The 15,801-nt window shown below is 46.5% G+C and carries 16 protein-coding genes; 5 read left to right on the top strand and 11 right to left on the bottom strand.

Features of this window, described 5'->3' with window-relative positions:
• Together QUB26_RS09760 and rimI are read right to left on the bottom strand one after the other, a co-directional pair.
• The coding region (locus QUB26_RS09760) for a hypothetical protein (protein ID WP_333317716.1) at positions 1-228 on the bottom strand (228 nt) is incomplete at its 3' end.
• A 2-nt stretch (positions 229-230) separates the two neighbouring features.
• Positions 231-938, bottom strand: coding sequence for a ribosomal protein S18-alanine N-acetyltransferase (gene rimI, locus QUB26_RS09755; RefSeq protein ID WP_333317714.1), 708 nt, complete (start codon positions 936-938; stop codon positions 231-233).
• A gap of 125 nt (positions 939-1,063) precedes the next feature.
• Here rimI and lysA point away from each other — a divergent pair, with 125 nt between their 5' ends.
• The 3 genes from lysA (at position 1,064) to QUB26_RS09740 (ending at position 4,373) form a co-directional block, all read left to right on the top strand.
• Complete coding sequence (gene lysA / locus QUB26_RS09750) at positions 1,064-2,482, top strand: diaminopimelate decarboxylase (RefSeq protein ID WP_333237834.1); 1,419 nt, start codon at positions 1,064-1,066, stop codon at positions 2,480-2,482.
• Between the two features lie 230 nt (positions 2,483-2,712).
• A complete protein-coding gene (gene cdaA, locus QUB26_RS09745; RefSeq protein ID WP_333055496.1) occupies positions 2,713-3,606 on the top strand; it encodes a diadenylate cyclase CdaA in 894 nt (297 codons plus the stop codon).
• 20 nt (positions 3,607-3,626) lie between these two features.
• Complete coding sequence (locus QUB26_RS09740; protein WP_333237832.1) at positions 3,627-4,373, top strand: isoprenyl transferase; 747 nt, start codon at positions 3,627-3,629, stop codon at positions 4,371-4,373.
• 145 nt (positions 4,374-4,518) lie between these two features.
• Here QUB26_RS09740 and QUB26_RS09735 read toward each other — a convergent pair whose 3' ends face one another.
• The 5 genes from QUB26_RS09735 to QUB26_RS09715 form a co-directional block, all read right to left on the bottom strand.
• Positions 4,519-4,791 carry a DUF3143 domain-containing protein gene (locus QUB26_RS09735; RefSeq protein WP_333039717.1) on the bottom strand — a complete coding sequence of 91 codons (273 nt, stop codon included), beginning with the start codon at positions 4,789-4,791 and terminating at the stop codon, positions 4,519-4,521.
• A gap of 90 nt (positions 4,792-4,881) precedes the next feature.
• The gene (locus tag QUB26_RS09730) at positions 4,882-5,361 is read right to left on the bottom strand and encodes a J domain-containing protein (protein WP_333237830.1); all 480 of its coding nucleotides are present in this window, start codon (positions 5,359-5,361) and stop codon (positions 4,882-4,884) included.
• A 128-nt stretch (positions 5,362-5,489) separates the two neighbouring features.
• The gene (locus QUB26_RS09725) at positions 5,490-6,365 is read right to left on the bottom strand and encodes an Rpn family recombination-promoting nuclease/putative transposase (protein WP_333317711.1); all 876 of its coding nucleotides are present in this window, start codon (positions 6,363-6,365) and stop codon (positions 5,490-5,492) included.
• Between the two features lie 62 nt (positions 6,366-6,427).
• Positions 6,428-8,011 (bottom strand): chloride channel protein, encoded by a 1,584-nt coding sequence (locus QUB26_RS09720; RefSeq protein WP_333237825.1) that lies wholly within the window; start codon positions 8,009-8,011, stop codon positions 6,428-6,430.
• 411 nt (positions 8,012-8,422) lie between these two features.
• Entirely contained in the window at positions 8,423-9,856 is a 1,434-nt protein-coding gene (locus QUB26_RS09715; RefSeq protein ID WP_333317709.1) for a hypothetical protein, read from the bottom strand.
• A 74-nt stretch (positions 9,857-9,930) separates the two neighbouring features.
• Between QUB26_RS09715 and QUB26_RS09710 the strand changes: the two genes are divergently transcribed.
• Complete coding sequence (locus tag QUB26_RS09710) at positions 9,931-10,545, top strand: pentapeptide repeat-containing protein (RefSeq protein WP_333317707.1); 615 nt, start codon at positions 9,931-9,933, stop codon at positions 10,543-10,545.
• A 243-nt stretch (positions 10,546-10,788) separates the two neighbouring features.
• On the opposite strand, the gene QUB26_RS09705 is transcribed toward QUB26_RS09710, so the two are convergent.
• The 3 genes from QUB26_RS09705 to QUB26_RS09695 all read right to left on the bottom strand — a co-directional run bounded on the left by QUB26_RS09705 (position 10,789) and on the right by QUB26_RS09695 (position 13,300).
• A complete protein-coding gene (locus QUB26_RS09705; protein WP_333317740.1) occupies positions 10,789-11,379 on the bottom strand; it encodes a C39 family peptidase in 591 nt (196 codons plus the stop codon).
• Between the two features lie 280 nt (positions 11,380-11,659).
• Positions 11,660-12,070, bottom strand: coding sequence for a D-Ala-D-Ala carboxypeptidase family metallohydrolase (locus QUB26_RS09700; RefSeq protein WP_333237814.1), 411 nt, complete (start codon positions 12,068-12,070; stop codon positions 11,660-11,662).
• Between the two features lie 162 nt (positions 12,071-12,232).
• Entirely contained in the window at positions 12,233-13,300 is a 1,068-nt protein-coding gene (locus QUB26_RS09695) for an N-acetylmuramoyl-L-alanine amidase (RefSeq protein ID WP_333317705.1), read from the bottom strand.
• Between the two features lie 537 nt (positions 13,301-13,837).
• On the opposite strand from QUB26_RS09695, the gene QUB26_RS09690 reads away from it, so the two are divergent.
• Positions 13,838-15,148 carry an NB-ARC domain-containing protein gene (locus QUB26_RS09690; protein ID WP_333317703.1) on the top strand — a complete coding sequence of 437 codons (1,311 nt, stop codon included), beginning with the start codon at positions 13,838-13,840 and terminating at the stop codon, positions 15,146-15,148.
• 112 nt (positions 15,149-15,260) lie between these two features.
• Here QUB26_RS09690 and QUB26_RS09685 read toward each other — a convergent pair whose 3' ends face one another.
• Positions 15,261-15,776 carry an isoprenylcysteine carboxylmethyltransferase family protein gene (locus QUB26_RS09685; protein WP_333237806.1) on the bottom strand — a complete coding sequence of 172 codons (516 nt, stop codon included), beginning with the start codon at positions 15,774-15,776 and terminating at the stop codon, positions 15,261-15,263.
• Positions 15,777-15,801: the final 25 nt, after the last annotated feature.

The raw sequence follows: 15,801 nt of genomic DNA, 5'->3' as shown, positions 1-15,801 counted from the left end.
GTATTGTTGTAAAAAACCCGGTTTCTGAAGCCTCATGGGTGCTTGAATACCGACAAAAAAAACCGGGTTTTTATCGAATTTATGGGCGGCAATCAAGTATTGTTGTAAAAAACCCGGTTTCTGAAGCCTCATGGGTGCTTGAATACCGACAAAAAAAACCGGGTTTTTATCGAGTTTGCGGGTGGCAATGAAGTATGGTCGTAAAAAACCAGGTTTCTGGAGCCTCATGCTCACAACTCAAAAATGTCGATCGCCCAATGCCAGTTTTTCTGATGCAGCCGATCGCACATCTGCACTTTCTCAACCGTCAAATATTGCTGAAATTCCGGTTTTTCCAGACCGCTGCGCCACATTACCAGAGCATCTTCTCCGGTGTCTTCGTAGTATCGCTTGCGCCGTCCAGCCTCTTTAAAACCAAACTTTTTGTACAGGTAAACTGCGGCTAAATTCGATTCCCGCACTTCTAAAGTTGCCCGTTCTAATTGTCTTTCACAAGCCGATTTTAGCAAAGCCAAAAGCAGAGCTTGTCCCAAACCCTGACGTTGAAACTGAGGATGAACTGCGAGCATTGTAATGTGAGCTTCCTCTAAAATCGCCCACAAACAACCGATACCGATGAGAGTTCGCGAAATCTGTAGGGGCGGTGCCCCCGTGCCCGCCCGGTTTTGTAGGGGCGGTGCCCCCGTGCCCGCCCGGTTTTGTAGGGGCGGTGCCCCCGTGCCCGCCCGGTTTTGTACGGGGTGCGTGTCCGCCCCATGTTGAGCTGATTCACAGTCGTCAGTTTCCCATGTCCAAAGACCTAATAAATCGCTGTTAGGACTGTCTAACTCGCGCCTGTAGCCTTCGATCGCCCAAAGTCCGCCAAAACAAAGCCGATCGAGTTCTACGGCGTCAGGCAGGTGTTCTGGGGCGAGATGTTTAATTTCTATAAAACGCACAGGGGATTTTAGATTTTAGATTTTAGATTTTAAAATTACTCAAAAGCATCAATCTGGGCGCTTATGACCCAATTGCTTGCGGTCAATTGTACACTGGGAAAGACCGTAAGGATAGTTATTGCGAGATGGTATCAACTCAATCGATCGGGGTAGAATCTGGACTTAAGTATCTGTCTGAGTCTCAACAAGCTCTGCAAACTCGATCGCCCAATCAAGAACTGTTACCGCTGACAGCCAGTGTTAACAGCAGCGATCGGTTGGAAATCGGAGGCTGCGAGGTGACAGCTTTGGTGGAGCAATTTGGCTCGCCGTTGTATATTTTAGACGAAGAAACGTTGCGGGCGGCTTGTACCCAGTACCGGGATGCTTTCGGGCGTTACTATCCGGGCGAATCTCAAGTGCTCTATGCTTCTAAAGCTTGGAGTTGTTTGGCAGTTTGCGCGATCGCAGCGGACGAAGGTTTAGGCATAGATGTCGTATCCGCCGGGGAAATCTACACTGCACTGCAAGCCGGAGTCAGTCCCGACAAAATCTACTTCCACGGTAACAACAAGTCCCGCGAGGAACTCCAGCTAGCTGTCGAAAGCGGCTGCATTACCGTAGCCGACAATTGGCGGGATTTAGAGACTCTAGCAGAGTTGGGAGAATCGGGTGTCAGCAGCCTCACAGGTGGGCCGACACGAGTTATGGTGCGGTTTACTCCAGGAATTGAGTGTCACACCCACGAGTACATTCAGACGGGTCAAATCGACAGTAAATTTGGCTTTGATCCCAACTCGCTCGATCGAGTATTTAAATTCATCAGCCAACAATCGTCGTTATTTTGCGTGGGAGTGCACGCTCACATCGGATCTCAGATTTTTGAACTGCAACCCCATGACGATTTAGCTGAAGTCATCATTCAGGCCTTGACAAAAGCACAGAGTTATGGTTTGCCAGCAACAGAAATTAATATTGGCGGGGGGTTGGGCATTCGCTATACTGAAGCGGACGATCCTCCCAGCATTGAAGATTGGGCTCGTACAATTTGCTCCGCAGTGGTAGCAGCTTGCGAGCGGCAGCAATTGCCATTACCAAAATTGCTTTGCGAACCGGGTCGATCGCTCGTCGGTACAGCTTGCGTTACAGCTTACACCGTTGGCTCTAAAAAAGTCATTCCGTCCATGCGGACGTATCTAGCTGTGGATGGAGGGATGTCGGACAATCCGCGTCCTATTACCTATCAATCAGTTTATCGAGTCCTCGCAGCCGGTAAAATGTCTGCTGCCTTAACGGAAACAGTGACAATTGCTGGGAAACACTGCGAATCAGGCGATGTTCTGATTAAAGATGCCAAATTGCCCGAGTGTCATGCCGGAGATGTCCTCGCGGTTACGGCCACAGGGGCATACAATTACAGTATGGCTTCTAACTATAACCGAGTACCCCGACCGGCAGCGGTTTTAGTGAGAAATGGGGAAGTTAACACGATTATACAGCGGGAAACTTACCAGGATTTGCTGAGGCTTGACCGCCTTCCTGAACGACTCGGAGCTCAAAAGTAAAAACTTAGAAGTTAAAAGTTAAAAGTTAAAAGAAAGACAATCCATGTTTACTTAGTGACGATTGCCTTTTCACTTTTAACTTTTGCCTTGTTCAGTCACGCGATTGGATTGACACTCCCCGGTCTAAAAACACGGGGATTTTCAGAGTATTCCTTATAACAACTGTTCATGGTTCACGGGTTCGAGTGCATCACGGTTCGCGGTTCACAGGCGGTAGCGTTCGATGAACCATGAACAATCAACAATCTGGCTTTGACTTGGCCCTGGTTCAGTCCTTATTGATTCAAGGGATCGATATTGGACTGGTTTTTGCCCTTGCGTATTTGGTGCTCGTCATTGTTGGCGAGCGCAGAACGCTGTGGATGGTACGGGGATTTATCATTTTGATGCTGGCGGCGGCGGTGAGCAACTGGGCTGGATTGAGGCTGTTGCACGTTGCGCTAAATAGCTTGGTGACTGGTTCGGCTGTGGCAATGGCGGTAATATTGCAGTCGGAGTTTCGCCGATTTCTGGAACAATTGGGTCGGGGGGAATTTCGGCAATTGTTTGGACGCGATCGCCGGCCAACTCCCGAACCGGACAGCGTAATAGATGAAATTGTGGACGCAGTAAAAGAACTTTCGCAAAACCGGACGGGCGCTTTACTAATTATAGAAACAGATTCTCCGATCGACGATCGAGATTTTTCTGTGCCGGGGTTAAAGCTAAATGCTGAAGTTTCTAAAGAATTGTTGCAGACTATCTTTCAGCCGCAAACTTTGCTGCACGACGGGGCTGTTTTGATTCGAGGTTCGCGGATCGTGTCGGCGGGAGTAATTTTGCCTTTGTCCGATCGCACTGCGTCGCGGCAGTTGGGAACGCGCCACCGGGCGGCGATGGGGATTACGGAACGGGTGCAAGCTTGCGTGTGCGTGGTGGTGTCCGAGGAAACGGGTTCTATTTCTTTAGCCCAGATGGGACTTTTAAATCGACCTTTGACTAGCAACAAACTTAAGGAATTGCTGGAAGCAAAGCTGTTTCCGTCCGAGGGAGAAAGAGTTGTGGCTCCAATTCCGATCGGCAATCTCGGACGCCAGATAGGATTGAAGGGAGTGACGCTATTAAAACGGATACTGCGCCGTTAGTCGGGTAATCGGGAGAAACCATGAGTCAAGGAATTTGCTTGGAAAAGTTGCCGGAGGATCTGCAACAGGAACTACTGCCTAAGCACATAGCAGTGATTATGGACGGGAACGGGCGCTGGGCTAAGAAGAAGGGCTTGCCGCGGATTGCGGGGCACCGCCGAGGAGCTAGCACTCTGAAGGAACTGCTGCGCTGCTGCAAAGATTGGGGGATTCCAGCTTTAACGGCCTATGCTTTTTCGACGGAGAATTGGGGGCGGCCTGCCGGGGAAGTGGATTTTTTAATGAGTTTGTTTGAGGGTAAGTTGCGACAAGAATTGCGGGAGATGGTGGACGAGGACGTGCAAATTCAATTTATGGGGAATTTGCAGGCTTTGCCGAAGTCTTTGCAGGCCCAAATCGAGCGTTCTGTGACGGCCACTCAGCATAATCAGGGGATTTTGTTTACGGTGGCGACGAATTACGGGGGGCGTCAGGAGATTGTACAAGCTTGTCGGGCGATCGCCACTCAGGTGAAAGAGGGCAAGTTGCAGCCGGAGGAGATTGATGAGGTTTTATTTAAACGCTATTTGTATACTGCTGATGTTTGTGACCCGGATTTGCTGATCCGGACGAGCGGGGAAATGCGGTTGAGCAATTTTCTACTATGGCAAATGGCTTATTCGGAAATTTACATTACTGAGACGCTGTGGCCGGATTTTGATCGATCGGAGTTTCACCGCGCTTTGTCTGATTATCAGAAGCGCAGTCGCCGATTTGGCAAAGTCTAACGATTTTGGATTTGGGATTTTAGATTTTAGATTTTTTGGTTGATTTTTTAGTTTCCAAGTAGGTCATCTCCTGCTCAACATAACGAATTTAGATTTTAGATTGGAGGACAAATCTAAAATCTAAAATCTAAAATCTAAAATCAAATTAGGGGCCGGAGAAAACGGCCGCTTCAATGTCTTGACGTGAGAGGGAGTATTTGAATGCTCGCTGAATGTCTTGGCCGTCGGCTCCAGCATCGATGTAGCGGACGGTAAGTTGGTCAATATCGAGGGAGAGTTCTGCTTTCCATGTAAGTTGCTCGATCTGCCAGCAGTGGAGTTCTCGCCGATCTTGCTGGCAGCCGCGGCTTTTTAGCCACTGCTCGATTTCCGGGAGTGGATGGTTGTACAAAGGAGTGTCAGCGGAAGGAAGAGTCATGGGATTTTAGATTTTAGATTTTGGATTTTAGATTGGGGATTTCGGATTGGGGATTTCCGATTGTAGATTGGAGATTTGGGATTGGAGGCTTTAATTGCCGCGAATTAAGCCGATCGCGATCGCCAGTACCAAACATCCGATTAAGCTAGCTCCCATGATAAACAGAGCGAACATTTCTCCGGGAGAAAGGGGTCGATCCGTGGGATCTAGGTAAGCGGAGTTGGAAGTTTTTTTGCCCGATCCCGAAACCGGAGTATTGAAGCCTGGGGGCGACTGAATCACGTTCAGGCGAGAATAGCCTATTTTGAGGTCGTAGGCGAGGCGACGTTCTGGGTTGCTGAGGGTGGCGTAGGCGTTGTTGAGCTGCTGAAATTTGGCGGTGGCGACTGCGGGCGGCAGCTCGGTGGTATCGGGATGGTAGAGTTTGCTCAGTTCCCGGTACGATCGCCGAATTTCGATCGGCGATGCGGAAGGATGCAGCCCTAACAAGCCGTAGTAACTAGAACCCAAGGGGGTTTTGCCGGGTATTTTCTGACTTTCGCTGTTTGCCGTTCCCTCGTTAGGAGTCACCTCAGCGCCTCTGGGCTTGTTTATAATTTTTGATTATTTTAGAGCAGATTTGAGGGTAGCGCCACTGTCTGCGATGTCGAGGGGTTGAGGGTGGGCGATCGGCTCAAGGTACGATCGCCCACTTTAAACTATGAATTGGTCGAGCGCAAATTCTGCACATCCTCAACGCTAAGCCCCGTAACTTGGGCGATCGTGGCATTATCTAGCTGTGAAAGTAATTGTCGGGCGATCGCTAGCGTTTCTTCTCGTTTTCTTTCCTCTCTTGCTTCCTGTATTCCTGCCTGTCTTGCTTCTTCAAAAGCTTTAATAATTGCCCCCTGTTGATCGTGAATAAACTGTTCCCTGCGTTCCAAAACTTCTACTTCTTCCCGACTTAACCGGGCTTGATTGGCAAGATCGAATGCTTTGTGGATTTCCGGTACGCTATCGATTGTTTCGGGAACTTCTGAGAGAATTCTGGCATATTTCATGAAATATATCCATTTATCTGTCAAAGTTTCTAGTTGACTTGCTTCTTTATGGAATTTAGGTAATTCTACAAACACTAAGTTCATGGCATCTTCGGGATAGTTTAAATTGCTTTTAACTTCTTTATACACAAATCTCGAAATTAAGTTAGGGCTGTTGCGAAACATTTCAAAATCTGTAATGGTTAAAGCTATTAATGGCTTGAGCATTCGATAGCCTTCTCCTCTTTGCAATTGAAATGCGTAGGTTGTGGCTGCATTGTACAACACCCGATTGCCAGAATATTGAACGTTGAGAACTAGAATTTCAATAATGACTAAGCTGCCATCGTCTAGTTTTGCTGTGACATTGAGGTAAGTATCTTTTAAACTTTCAAGTTGCCTCGGCAGATTCTGGTTGATAATTTCTAAGTCTTGGATGGTGGGATTGCCTTCATAAATTAGAGCGTTGAGAAAGCTAATTAGAATATCTTTGCTTTCTGAGGAACCGAATATTTTTTTGAAGGCGTAATCCGTTTTCGGGTTGATAAATATCATAGTTGTCAGATTTAGCTTTAAGGTTATCGGTTTGGTGGCGAAACAACCCGATTTGAGAGCCGTCAAACTGCTGATTTTGTTTCAGGTAATGGTTTGACATTTTCCGGCAAATGTGAATTAGCGATCGCCAGCACAGGCTCCTCGATACTGTGTTCGCTGTCGGTGGGGAGTTGGCAAGAAATCAACTCTGTGACGATGCGATCGCCCAGAACATCTTCCCAATCCTGCAACTGTTCTCTGGCTTTGATCGGTGTATTGACAGCCACGTCTACGCCCATTTGCTGAAGGTTGAGGCTGTGGGCTGTCGATCGGCGGTTGACACACTCCACCAGCCAAACGCTCAATCCGACTGCGGCCATCAAAGGCAAGACAATCCGGTAATCGCGGGTTAATTCAAACATCAATAGGATGGCTGTCAGCGGTGCTCTGGCGCTGCCGGCGAGGACGGCGGCCATTCCCACCATTGCGTAGGCGGCAGGGCCAGCGACTCGATCGCTCATTGCCGGCAGCATTTCCAAAAAGAGGCCGTAAGCCGAACCCAGGGAAGCTCCCAAAAACATCGCCGGAGCGAAGATACCGCCCACTAAACCGCTGCCGAGGCTGATTGCTGTCATCGCCAGTTTGACAAACAGCAGCAGCAACAGCAAAGGCAAGGAAAATTTAACATCTTGGAGCATGGCTTGGACTGTTTCGTAGCCAACACCCAAAATTTGAGGCAATTGCAGGGCGACTAAGCCGACTGCGGCCCCGCCGATGATCGGGTGAAGCGGCCGGGGCAGTCGTCCGAGCCAAGCAAATCCTCGGACTTTTCCTTGAAAACAGCCCTCGGCTAATTGAATTGCTTCTGTGTAGGCTAGAGACACTCCGCTCGCTAAAAGTCCCAATCCCATATACAGAGGCAGTTCCAGGGGGCTGCGGACATCGTAGATCGGCAAAGAAAAGGCCGGCTGAGCTCCCAAGCAGATTTGAGCGATGAGCGCCGAAACTACGGCGGAGAGCAAGACAACGCTGACTGACGAAGTGGCGAAGGTGCTGCCGAGCACGACTTCTAAGGCAAAGAAGACTCCGGCGATGGGAGAGTTAAACCCGGCGGATAAACCAGCAGCAGCTCCCGCGCCGAGGAGCAAGCGCTGCCGTTCTGGGGAAAGCTGCAAGACTTGAGCCAGCAGCATTCCGAAGTTGGCGCCGATTTCGACACTGGGCGCTTCCGGGCCGAGGGAGGCGCCGGTGCCGAGGGAAACTGAGGCCGCCACCATTTTGGTGATGGGTTTGAGGGGGGAGAGTTCTTGCAGGCCGCGGGTGGCTGCAATTAAGGAAGACATATTCGGCCCAAAATCCCGAAATCGCCACCGCATCAGCCCGATGATGACTCCGCCGATGGTGGGAATGCAGGCTAGCGTCCAAGAGCCTTTCGAGGCGATCGCCCCCATGAAGTCTTCCAGCATCAGGCTGTGGATGAAGTGGATGAGGTAGTGAAAGGTGACGACGCCTGCACCCGTAACTCCCCCGATGACTAGGGAGAGGATGAGCAGGAGGGTTTCTGGGCTGGGGTGCAGGCGGTTGAATAGCGGGCTTAGTCGGGAGGCTTGGGGAGTTGCTGCGGTTGGCCCGGGTGGCGGCAGATCCACAGGAGGGATGGCTCTCATTTAGCGGTTAATTCTTCGGTGAGAAGTTATATAAATATTACAATTTATTTCTTATTTTCATTTTGAGTGATTTTAGGGGAATTGACAACTTAATTAAGGCGTATTTTAGGGTAAATTTTTGGGGCTAGCCGCTGAGGTGGAATGACTGATTATGAGGAGCGACGGATTTGGCGTGATTGTATGCTCAGTTACATTCAAACTTAGATATACTCTGGCTATAATGGTAATCAACTATATTTACCTTGTGGGTGGCTATGCCGATCGCATCAGTGAACTAGCAATATCATATAACTCAGTAAAAAACAACTTTCAAATTAAAGAATTGTCGATGGGATATTTTCCCTGATAACCACAAATCTCAAACCACAAATCTCAAATCTCTAATTTTAAAATCCTCGCTCGCGCATACTATCATATCGGTTGTTGATTGGGCGGGATTCTTGGTCTGGGTTTGGCGATCGACATTAGCGGATCGCCGATGGTGGCGACTTTCCAGGGTGGGGATTCGAGCTGGCGTGCTGCGATTAAAAAGGGTGCTCCTCGCTTTAGGCGATCGACGATTATTTTAGGTGGAATAAATGCCGATAAAAAAGGTTCGTTGACGCTGCCAATATATGCGTAAGCACCATTCTCTAGCCACCTTCCGGCAACGGTGTTTGTGTCATCTGGCGCTGCTGCTGACCAACTGTGGATCATGTGGATTGCTGCGGGAAATTGTAGTTTTGGTATGTCTTCAACTAAAGCGTCGCCGTTGCCCACTTGGAATGATTTTGGATAGCCTTTGGAATTCATTAATATTAAGTCAAATGTCCACGGTTTTGAAGCTAAACTCCGCCACTTTTCCAGGCTAGATTCGGGTTTCTGCACTAATTCGACATTTAAACCTATGGTTTTTAGTTCGCTAGCTGCTTCCTCCATTTCATATTTTGCCCAATTTCCTTCCTTGGGGTAACTGTCATAAAGCATGGCTGTTTGGCTGTCTAGAAATATGGCACACATGGCTTGATAGATCGATCGTACCTCGGAACCGTAAATCCAGCCGACAGCAGCCCAGCGTTCGTCGTTGGGGTGCCTTCCCAAACCATCGGTAACGGCTAGTTGTTCGTCTGGTTTTTCAGGAGATTGATATTTGACTGCTTGTTGGCGTACAATGGTTATTGTGTCGATCGGGTCTGCGAGTTGAGAGTAAAAATATCCGGTTGATTCGACGGCTTTTGTAACTGCTAGTTGCAGAGTTTTCCACTGTGTGTTATTGAGGGTATCGTTGGGTTTTCCGAAGTTGCCTTCTAGAAATACTAAAGGTTGGCCGTGAGCGGCTGCTAAGGCAACTGCTGCTGAGCGTGCGGGGTCATTTTCTGATGTGATTACTACTCCTGGGGGTTCCCAGCCAAGTTGCGTCCATTTTGCTTTTAAGGTTTGAGTATCCGTGGCATTCCAGGCGGCTGCTGTGGCGTTCAGCATTAATTGCTGGAGTTTTTGATTTTTTGGCAGTTGCTGTTTGATGCTTGGCAAACGGACTATTTCTTCGGGTTGAAAGCGCTGCAAAAACATGGGCGTATATTTTTTGTCTTCGATGAGAATAGGCCAGTTTCCTTTGAGATTCCATTTTTGGATTGCTGCTAAAAATGTGGCTTCGTCGGGTACTAAAACTACGCGGTTGACTGTTGGTATGTTGTCGCGAAGGATGGCTGTTCGGAGGCCTGTTTGAATGGGCCAGGGTTCTTGTTTGGCTGAGGCGGGAAGCTGAAAGGATTTTGTGAAAAGGCGATCGCACCCGACACCGATTATTGCTAAGCTTACAAGAAGTGCGATCGTCAGGAATTTAAATTTTAACTTTTTTTTCATAAAGGCAGGGGAAGGAAGGAACGAGGTTATAAATAGGAACAATTATCGAAATATTTTTAGGGGACTGCAAGCGGATGTTTCGAGGCGCGGGACAAAGGAAGATTGTAAGTGCGATCGGGCTGGCAACTTTTAGTATTATTGCCTTAGCAACTACAGGTTTAATAATTTTCGCAGCGAACCGTTCGTCAGTCAAGGATCAAGTCCGGCAATTGCTGACAGCGAGGGAATGTCAAGGTTGCAATCTTTCAGGGGCGAATTTGAGCGAAGTTTTTCTCGAAGGCGTCAATTTAGAAAAAGCCAACCTAAAAGATGCGAATTTGTGGAGCGCGCATTTGGTAAACGCTAACTTGAAACAGGCAAATTTGGCGGGGGTTTACCTGATAAGCAGCAATTTGGCAGGGGCAAATTTGGAGGGAAGCAATCTAGAAAATGCGTTTTTAGAGGATGCTTATTTTGGAGGGAGTAATTTAAAAAAGGCTAAGTTAAAAGGTGCTTTTATGAAAGGTAGTTTTCTGGTAAATGCTGACTTGGAGGGTGCTAATTTGGAGGGTGCTAATCTGTGGATGGCTAATCTGGAAGGTGCTAATTTGAAGGGTGCTAATCTGAGAAATGCTTGGCTGTTGGATACTAATTTGGCAGGGGCGAATTTAAAGGGTGCGGTGATGCCTGATGGTACGCGGCATGAATGAAAGTCATTAGTCATTAGTCATTAGTCATTAGTCAGAGGAAAGAGCGATCGCACCTGCAATCTTCATTTCCCGTTATTTGGTGAGGGAATGAAGGAGTGACGAGGTGCGATCGCTATTCTAATAGCTAGCAGTTTGGGCTACGAAGGGCGATCGAGCTGATGGATCACGTGAGGGCGATCGCCCTGAGAGGAGAATTCACTTAGCGAGCAGAATGTCAATTGCAAACGCAGGAACTTTTCAGAGCTATCTAGAAACTCGATGCAACGACATTGTTGCAGTAGATTCGATCTTGCTACTGTTCCAAGTGTCATAAAAATCTAAAGCTTCACGCAAACTAAAGGCATTCCCACCGGAGGATATCAATTTACGACTGTATAACTTGTTTTCGCCCTTGTTGTCTGGTGAAAATCGGGAATTTTTCCGATAGCCTGCGTAGAACCATTCTCCGGTTGGATCGTTCACAAAAAAGTCACCATTGTTGTTATAACCGCGAATAACTAGAATGTGACCCCACCGCGTCCAATAACCATGCAATATACATATCTCACCAGAATCGAGAGAGCGAGTGATGTCTGAAAGACTCCCCTTGAATGTCAAATTATCTCTCAACCCTAAACCTTCTAACAATCTTTTGATTCCATCGGGAGAACCGTGATCTATTCCCAGTCGATCGAAACGTTTTTTTACATCATCCTCGTACTGTGGCCAGGGGCCTAAATCTGCAACTTGAAAATACTTCAGACACATTGCCGTGCTGGTAGAACCGCAAGTGCGCCAAGGTTCAATTTCGTTATCTTCTTGACTGAAATACGGAACGTTATGATTGACAGCTATAATTTACCTCAAGCTGTTGTATTGGAATTAGAAATACGGTGTTAGCAGCTTTTGCTCTGCCTTAACTCAATCAAAACCCAAACTATAGCAATCCGATCTGAGTCTCACAACACAACGCCCTCTAGTCTTCCTAGACTTGTTGTATAGCAAGACTTTCAGATTTTACGGATCTAGAAAATCACTTAGGATTGCTATAGGTCGCTCTGTCGGTGAGAAAAAGTGACAAAATTTTGATACAACTGATTTTTCAAGTCTTTCAAGAGCGAAACCGAAAACAGGTTTAGAATCTAGCTCTACTGCCTCTGACATCAATATGTACATGACCACCGTATAAACCTAACCCTCCCTCCCAGATTGGATCTAACTTCCTGTAGATTTGTAAGGGAGTAAGGTTAATGCAGTAAAAATCCATAGCTTTCCCAGGAATATGCTGCGAATTGCGAGAAGCATTGGGAATTTCATCGTTGAGCCACTTGGGGCGATACCAAGAAGTAACAATCATAGGTTCGCCAAGCGCAGAACGTGCTTTCTCGGCTTCCTTAGCAAGCTGCAAAATTCCATTGAGTTCGCCTAAAGAGGTTGGAATTCTATCCCCTCCTTTAGTTGCTTCGTACCAATAGAAATTACCATCGGCCAAAATTGGCTCGACCAAATCCACACTTGTGCCGTTTGGCAGCGTAATGAGAGCCATATTCTGTTTTTCCTTGTTTCTATAAATCTCGTAGATAGAAAACGTTTTAAGCTGTCGCGCATTTAAATTGTATATTCAGGGCGGGCGGGACGCCCAACCCCTACTCCCCACAAAAAGTTAATTTTTTTTGACATACAATTTAAATGCAGAACAGCTTAGTGCCTATGAATTAGCTGCAAGCCACTTCAAAATAGCCCGACCAACAGCTCTTCCACCGCGCTCGCTCCAATCTTTGCGATTTGCGACTGGTGCATCCATAAAGTAAATTTCTGCAAGCACTGAAACACGAACATCTGTATCTTCTGCTCCGCTTAAAACCCCTAAAGCTTTACGGGGATCTCTTCCCCTAGCAATACGATCGCGAATTCCTAGCTCTGAGGCAATCTCAGCACTCATCAATTTTGCCAATGCCAGATCTACGGCATCCCCCTTTGTCTTGTGAATTAGCACCTCGGCACCTTGAGCTGAACGGTTTGCTGCATTGTGATGAATTGAACAAAAAACATCAAACCCCTCAGCAGTTTTGCCAATTTCATACAAGTCATTCCCCGGAGTAACACCACCAAAATCAGTAACGGTACATGGCACGCCTGCTGCTAGAATGACATTTTTTGCTTCTTGGGCTGCAATTTTGTTGAGGTCATATTCACGTTCACGTCCAACTACCGCTCCAGGGTCAAAACCACTTGGGTTAACACCATGCCCAATCTCTAAAAGCACTCCTTTACCCTTCCAAGTTTTACGAGTTGGTGTAGGCGTAGGAGAAGAAATACCCAAAAGAGTTTTAGCTTCAGGTACAAGGTCAAGGACTTTCTTGATATAAGCGTCTTTACTCTTTCGATCCTCATCAGAACCAGTAAATGGCCCACCAATATATCCAGCGTAAGCAATAAACTCAATATAATCTTCAGGAGTGCTGTTGCTGGTTCGCCAACCCGAATAAACGGGACGATCGATAAACACCCAATAGCCTTTAACTGCTTCTTCTAAATCATCAAACTTGCAGTATATGTCTGTTTCTCCAGCACTGTCAGTATAAATAACCTGATCGGCAATTGCTCTCATTTCTCTCCGAAACTTCATTCCATAAGGATTTGCATGAAGCTTGAATAGTTCTGACTTACCGCGTCCAGATTCTAAGATTGCTTGTGCTAGTTGAATAATTTTCAAATGTTCAAATTCAACACTTGTTCGCTTCAAAGCCTGCACAAAATTGTCCCAAGTAAACATAAAATCCTCCAGGTGTTGTAAATGATGAATTTAATGAACAAACTCAACTATTAAAGAATAACCAACCCCGATCGCCCTGCCGGTGAGAAAAAGTGACCATCTTTTGTAAACTTGCGTAAATTCCTCGCTCAATCGCGCTGTCGGTGAGAAAAAGTGACCATCTTTTGTAAACTTGCGTAAATTCCCTCAATCGCCCTGCCGGTGAGAAAAAGTGACCATCTTTTGTAAACTTGCGTAAATTCCCCCGATCGCGCTGTCGGTGAGAAAAAGTAACCATCTTTTGTAAACTTGCGTAAATTCCCCCGATCGATTTTAGGTTTGAGATTTTAGATTTCACCTCATCCCAAATCCGTTAAATACCCCTCTTATTTCTTAGTCCCCCTCTGCTGGACTTCGTATGTGTAGACGGGGTTTCAACCGCCGAGTGTAAAAGGGGCTAAATCCCGGTTAATTGAGTAAATTTATTTTCTATCCTGAAAAGCAACCCCCTCATCAGAAGAATCAGTATATTTACTGAATAGGCTAAACTAACAAACTATGACACCACAAGAGGCGATCGCCCTAGTTGATAGTCTGTTACAATCCGCAAACAAAAAGCAAAAACTCAATGACATTCAATCCCGCGTCTTTCTGCAAACTTGGGAAGGACACTCTTATCAAGAGATAGCCGATCGCTTACTTTACGAACATGACTATATCAAAAAAGTCGGTTCGCATTTGTGGCGAAATCTCTCTCAAATCATCGGCGAAAAAATCTCAAAGCAAAATCTGCAAGCAGTCTTGCGCCGTTACCAGCATTGCAGTGCGGGCATCTTGCCGGCTAGCGAAGGAGATAGCAGCACTCAAGATTGGGGAGAAGCGATCGATGTTTCCCAATTTTACAACCGGCAACAGGAACTGGAAACATTAAAAACTTGGATTAGCGGCAATTCTACCCGCGCGATCGGTATTTTTGGACTTGGCGGTATCGGTAAAACTTCTCTGTCTGTCAAACTCGCCCAGCAACTTCAATCTCAATTTGAATTTGTAATTTGGCGGAGTTTGCAGCAAGCACCGCCATTAGATGCTATCCTCGGCGATATTTTACCAATTTTCACTGGTTCATCAACCGCCAAAAATTACTCTATTAACGCTCTCATGGAACAGTTGCGGCAAAAACGCTGTTTGTTAATTTTAGACAATCAGGAGTCGATTTTGCAAGGAGGAAATCGCAGCGGACAATACCAACAAGGTTATGAAGAATACCGACAGTTATTTGCGCGCATTGCTGACGAAACTCACGAAAGTTGTCTGGTTTTAACCGGAAGAGAACAACCGGGCGGGTTTGCTGTGCGATCGGGCGAAAATTCACCCGTGCGATCGCTCCAACTCTTCGGAATTTCACCGCCCGTATGCCAGAAAATCCTCGCCGATAAAGGATTAAAACCAACGCTATTGCAGTGTCAAAATCTTGTCAACCATTTTGGTGGTAATCCCCTCGCCATCAAACTTGCTGCAACTACGATTAAAACTATTTTTAGCGGTGAGATTGACGCATTTTTAGCTCAAGGAAATACTGTTTTTAGCGATTTGTGGGATTTGCTCGATCGCCAGTTCGATCGCTTGTCTCCTTTACAACAACAAATTATGTATGGGATTGCAATTAATCAAGAAAGAGCGACTCCCGCAAATTTAAAAGCAGAAATTTTACCCAAAGTTTCGGGCCGACAACTGATGGAAGCATTGCAATCCCTAGCGGAGCGATCGCTCATTTTCGATGAACTATCGCTCAATTATACCGCATCAACCAGTTTAATGCTACAACCGGCGATCGCCGAGTATGTTAAAGAACGATGGCTCGAAAAGTAGCTCTAAGTGGGTTTTTTTAAGGGGGATGCGAGGGGGATATAGACTCAGGTAAAAACTATACCGAAATCTAAACTGATTCATTTGCAATCGCAAACTACGGGCGATCTAATTTTTAATAAATGCCCGGAATTAGTTTTTTGACTCGCTGGCGGTACTCTGAATAGTCTGGATATTTTTTGGTTAACCAGGTTTCTTCTCGGTTGGCTTTGATCTCAAAAAGTATTATTAATAGTGCGCTGACTATTAAGTGGGATATGCTCATTTGAAAAAGTGTCCAGCCGAGGGCTGCTAAAATTAAGCCGCTGTATAATGGATGCCGCACTATTCCGTAAATGCCTGTTTGGACTAATTCTCCGTCTTCTCTGGGATATGGTAAAGGTGTGAGGTTTTTTCCTAAGTCTATCAATCCTTTGATGATGAAAATTAATCCGGTTAAGCCGAGAATACTGGCCATAAACCAGATAATATAAAGTAAGTGGGTTGATTGAATTTTTAATCCTGGCAGTTGATAAACTGGTAAGATTACAAATCCTGTGAGCAATCCTCCTTGAAGCAAAACTAAATATTCGCCGCGGCTGTTGTTGCGCCAGCCTTCGCGCGTGAAGCCCCAGTCAGTTAAGATTTTCATAATTGAAGGAAGAAGGAAGTTCGGC

Source organism: Microcoleus sp. B4-C1, assembly GCF_036705285.1.
Lineage (GTDB): Bacteria > Cyanobacteriota > Cyanobacteriia > Cyanobacteriales > Microcoleaceae > Microcoleus.
Note: the sequence above shows the minus strand (reverse complement) of the source record. Positions and strands in the feature narration are given on the sequence as shown.

Excerpts from the sequence above, each read along its gene's own strand:
- QUB26_RS09720 (WP_333237825.1), bottom strand. The coding sequence starts at position 8,011 with ATGAGAGCCATCCCTCCTGTGGATCTGCCGCCACCCGGGCCAACCGCA.
- QUB26_RS09725 (WP_333317711.1), bottom strand. The coding sequence starts at position 6,365 with ATGATATTTATCAACCCGAAAACGGATTACGCCTTCAAAAAAATATTC.
- QUB26_RS09735 (WP_333039717.1), bottom strand. The coding sequence starts at position 4,791 with ATGACTCTTCCTTCCGCTGACACTCCTTTGTACAACCATCCACTCCCG.
- QUB26_RS09685 (WP_333237806.1), bottom strand. The coding sequence starts at position 15,776 with ATGAAAATCTTAACTGACTGGGGCTTCACGCGCGAAGGCTGGCGCAAC.
- QUB26_RS09715 (WP_333317709.1), bottom strand. The coding sequence starts at position 9,856 with ATGAAAAAAAAGTTAAAATTTAAATTCCTGACGATCGCACTTCTTGTA.
- cdaA (WP_333055496.1), top strand. The coding sequence starts at position 2,713 with ATGAACAATCAACAATCTGGCTTTGACTTGGCCCTGGTTCAGTCCTTA.
- QUB26_RS09700 (WP_333237814.1), bottom strand. The coding sequence starts at position 12,070 with ATGGCTCTCATTACGCTGCCAAACGGCACAAGTGTGGATTTGGTCGAG.
- QUB26_RS09695 (WP_333317705.1), bottom strand. The coding sequence starts at position 13,300 with ATGTTTACTTGGGACAATTTTGTGCAGGCTTTGAAGCGAACAAGTGTT.
- QUB26_RS09740 (WP_333237832.1), top strand. The coding sequence starts at position 3,627 with ATGAGTCAAGGAATTTGCTTGGAAAAGTTGCCGGAGGATCTGCAACAG.
- lysA (WP_333237834.1), top strand. The coding sequence starts at position 1,064 with ATGGTATCAACTCAATCGATCGGGGTAGAATCTGGACTTAAGTATCTG.
- QUB26_RS09690 (WP_333317703.1), top strand. The coding sequence starts at position 13,838 with ATGACACCACAAGAGGCGATCGCCCTAGTTGATAGTCTGTTACAATCC.
- QUB26_RS09710 (WP_333317707.1), top strand. The coding sequence starts at position 9,931 with ATGTTTCGAGGCGCGGGACAAAGGAAGATTGTAAGTGCGATCGGGCTG.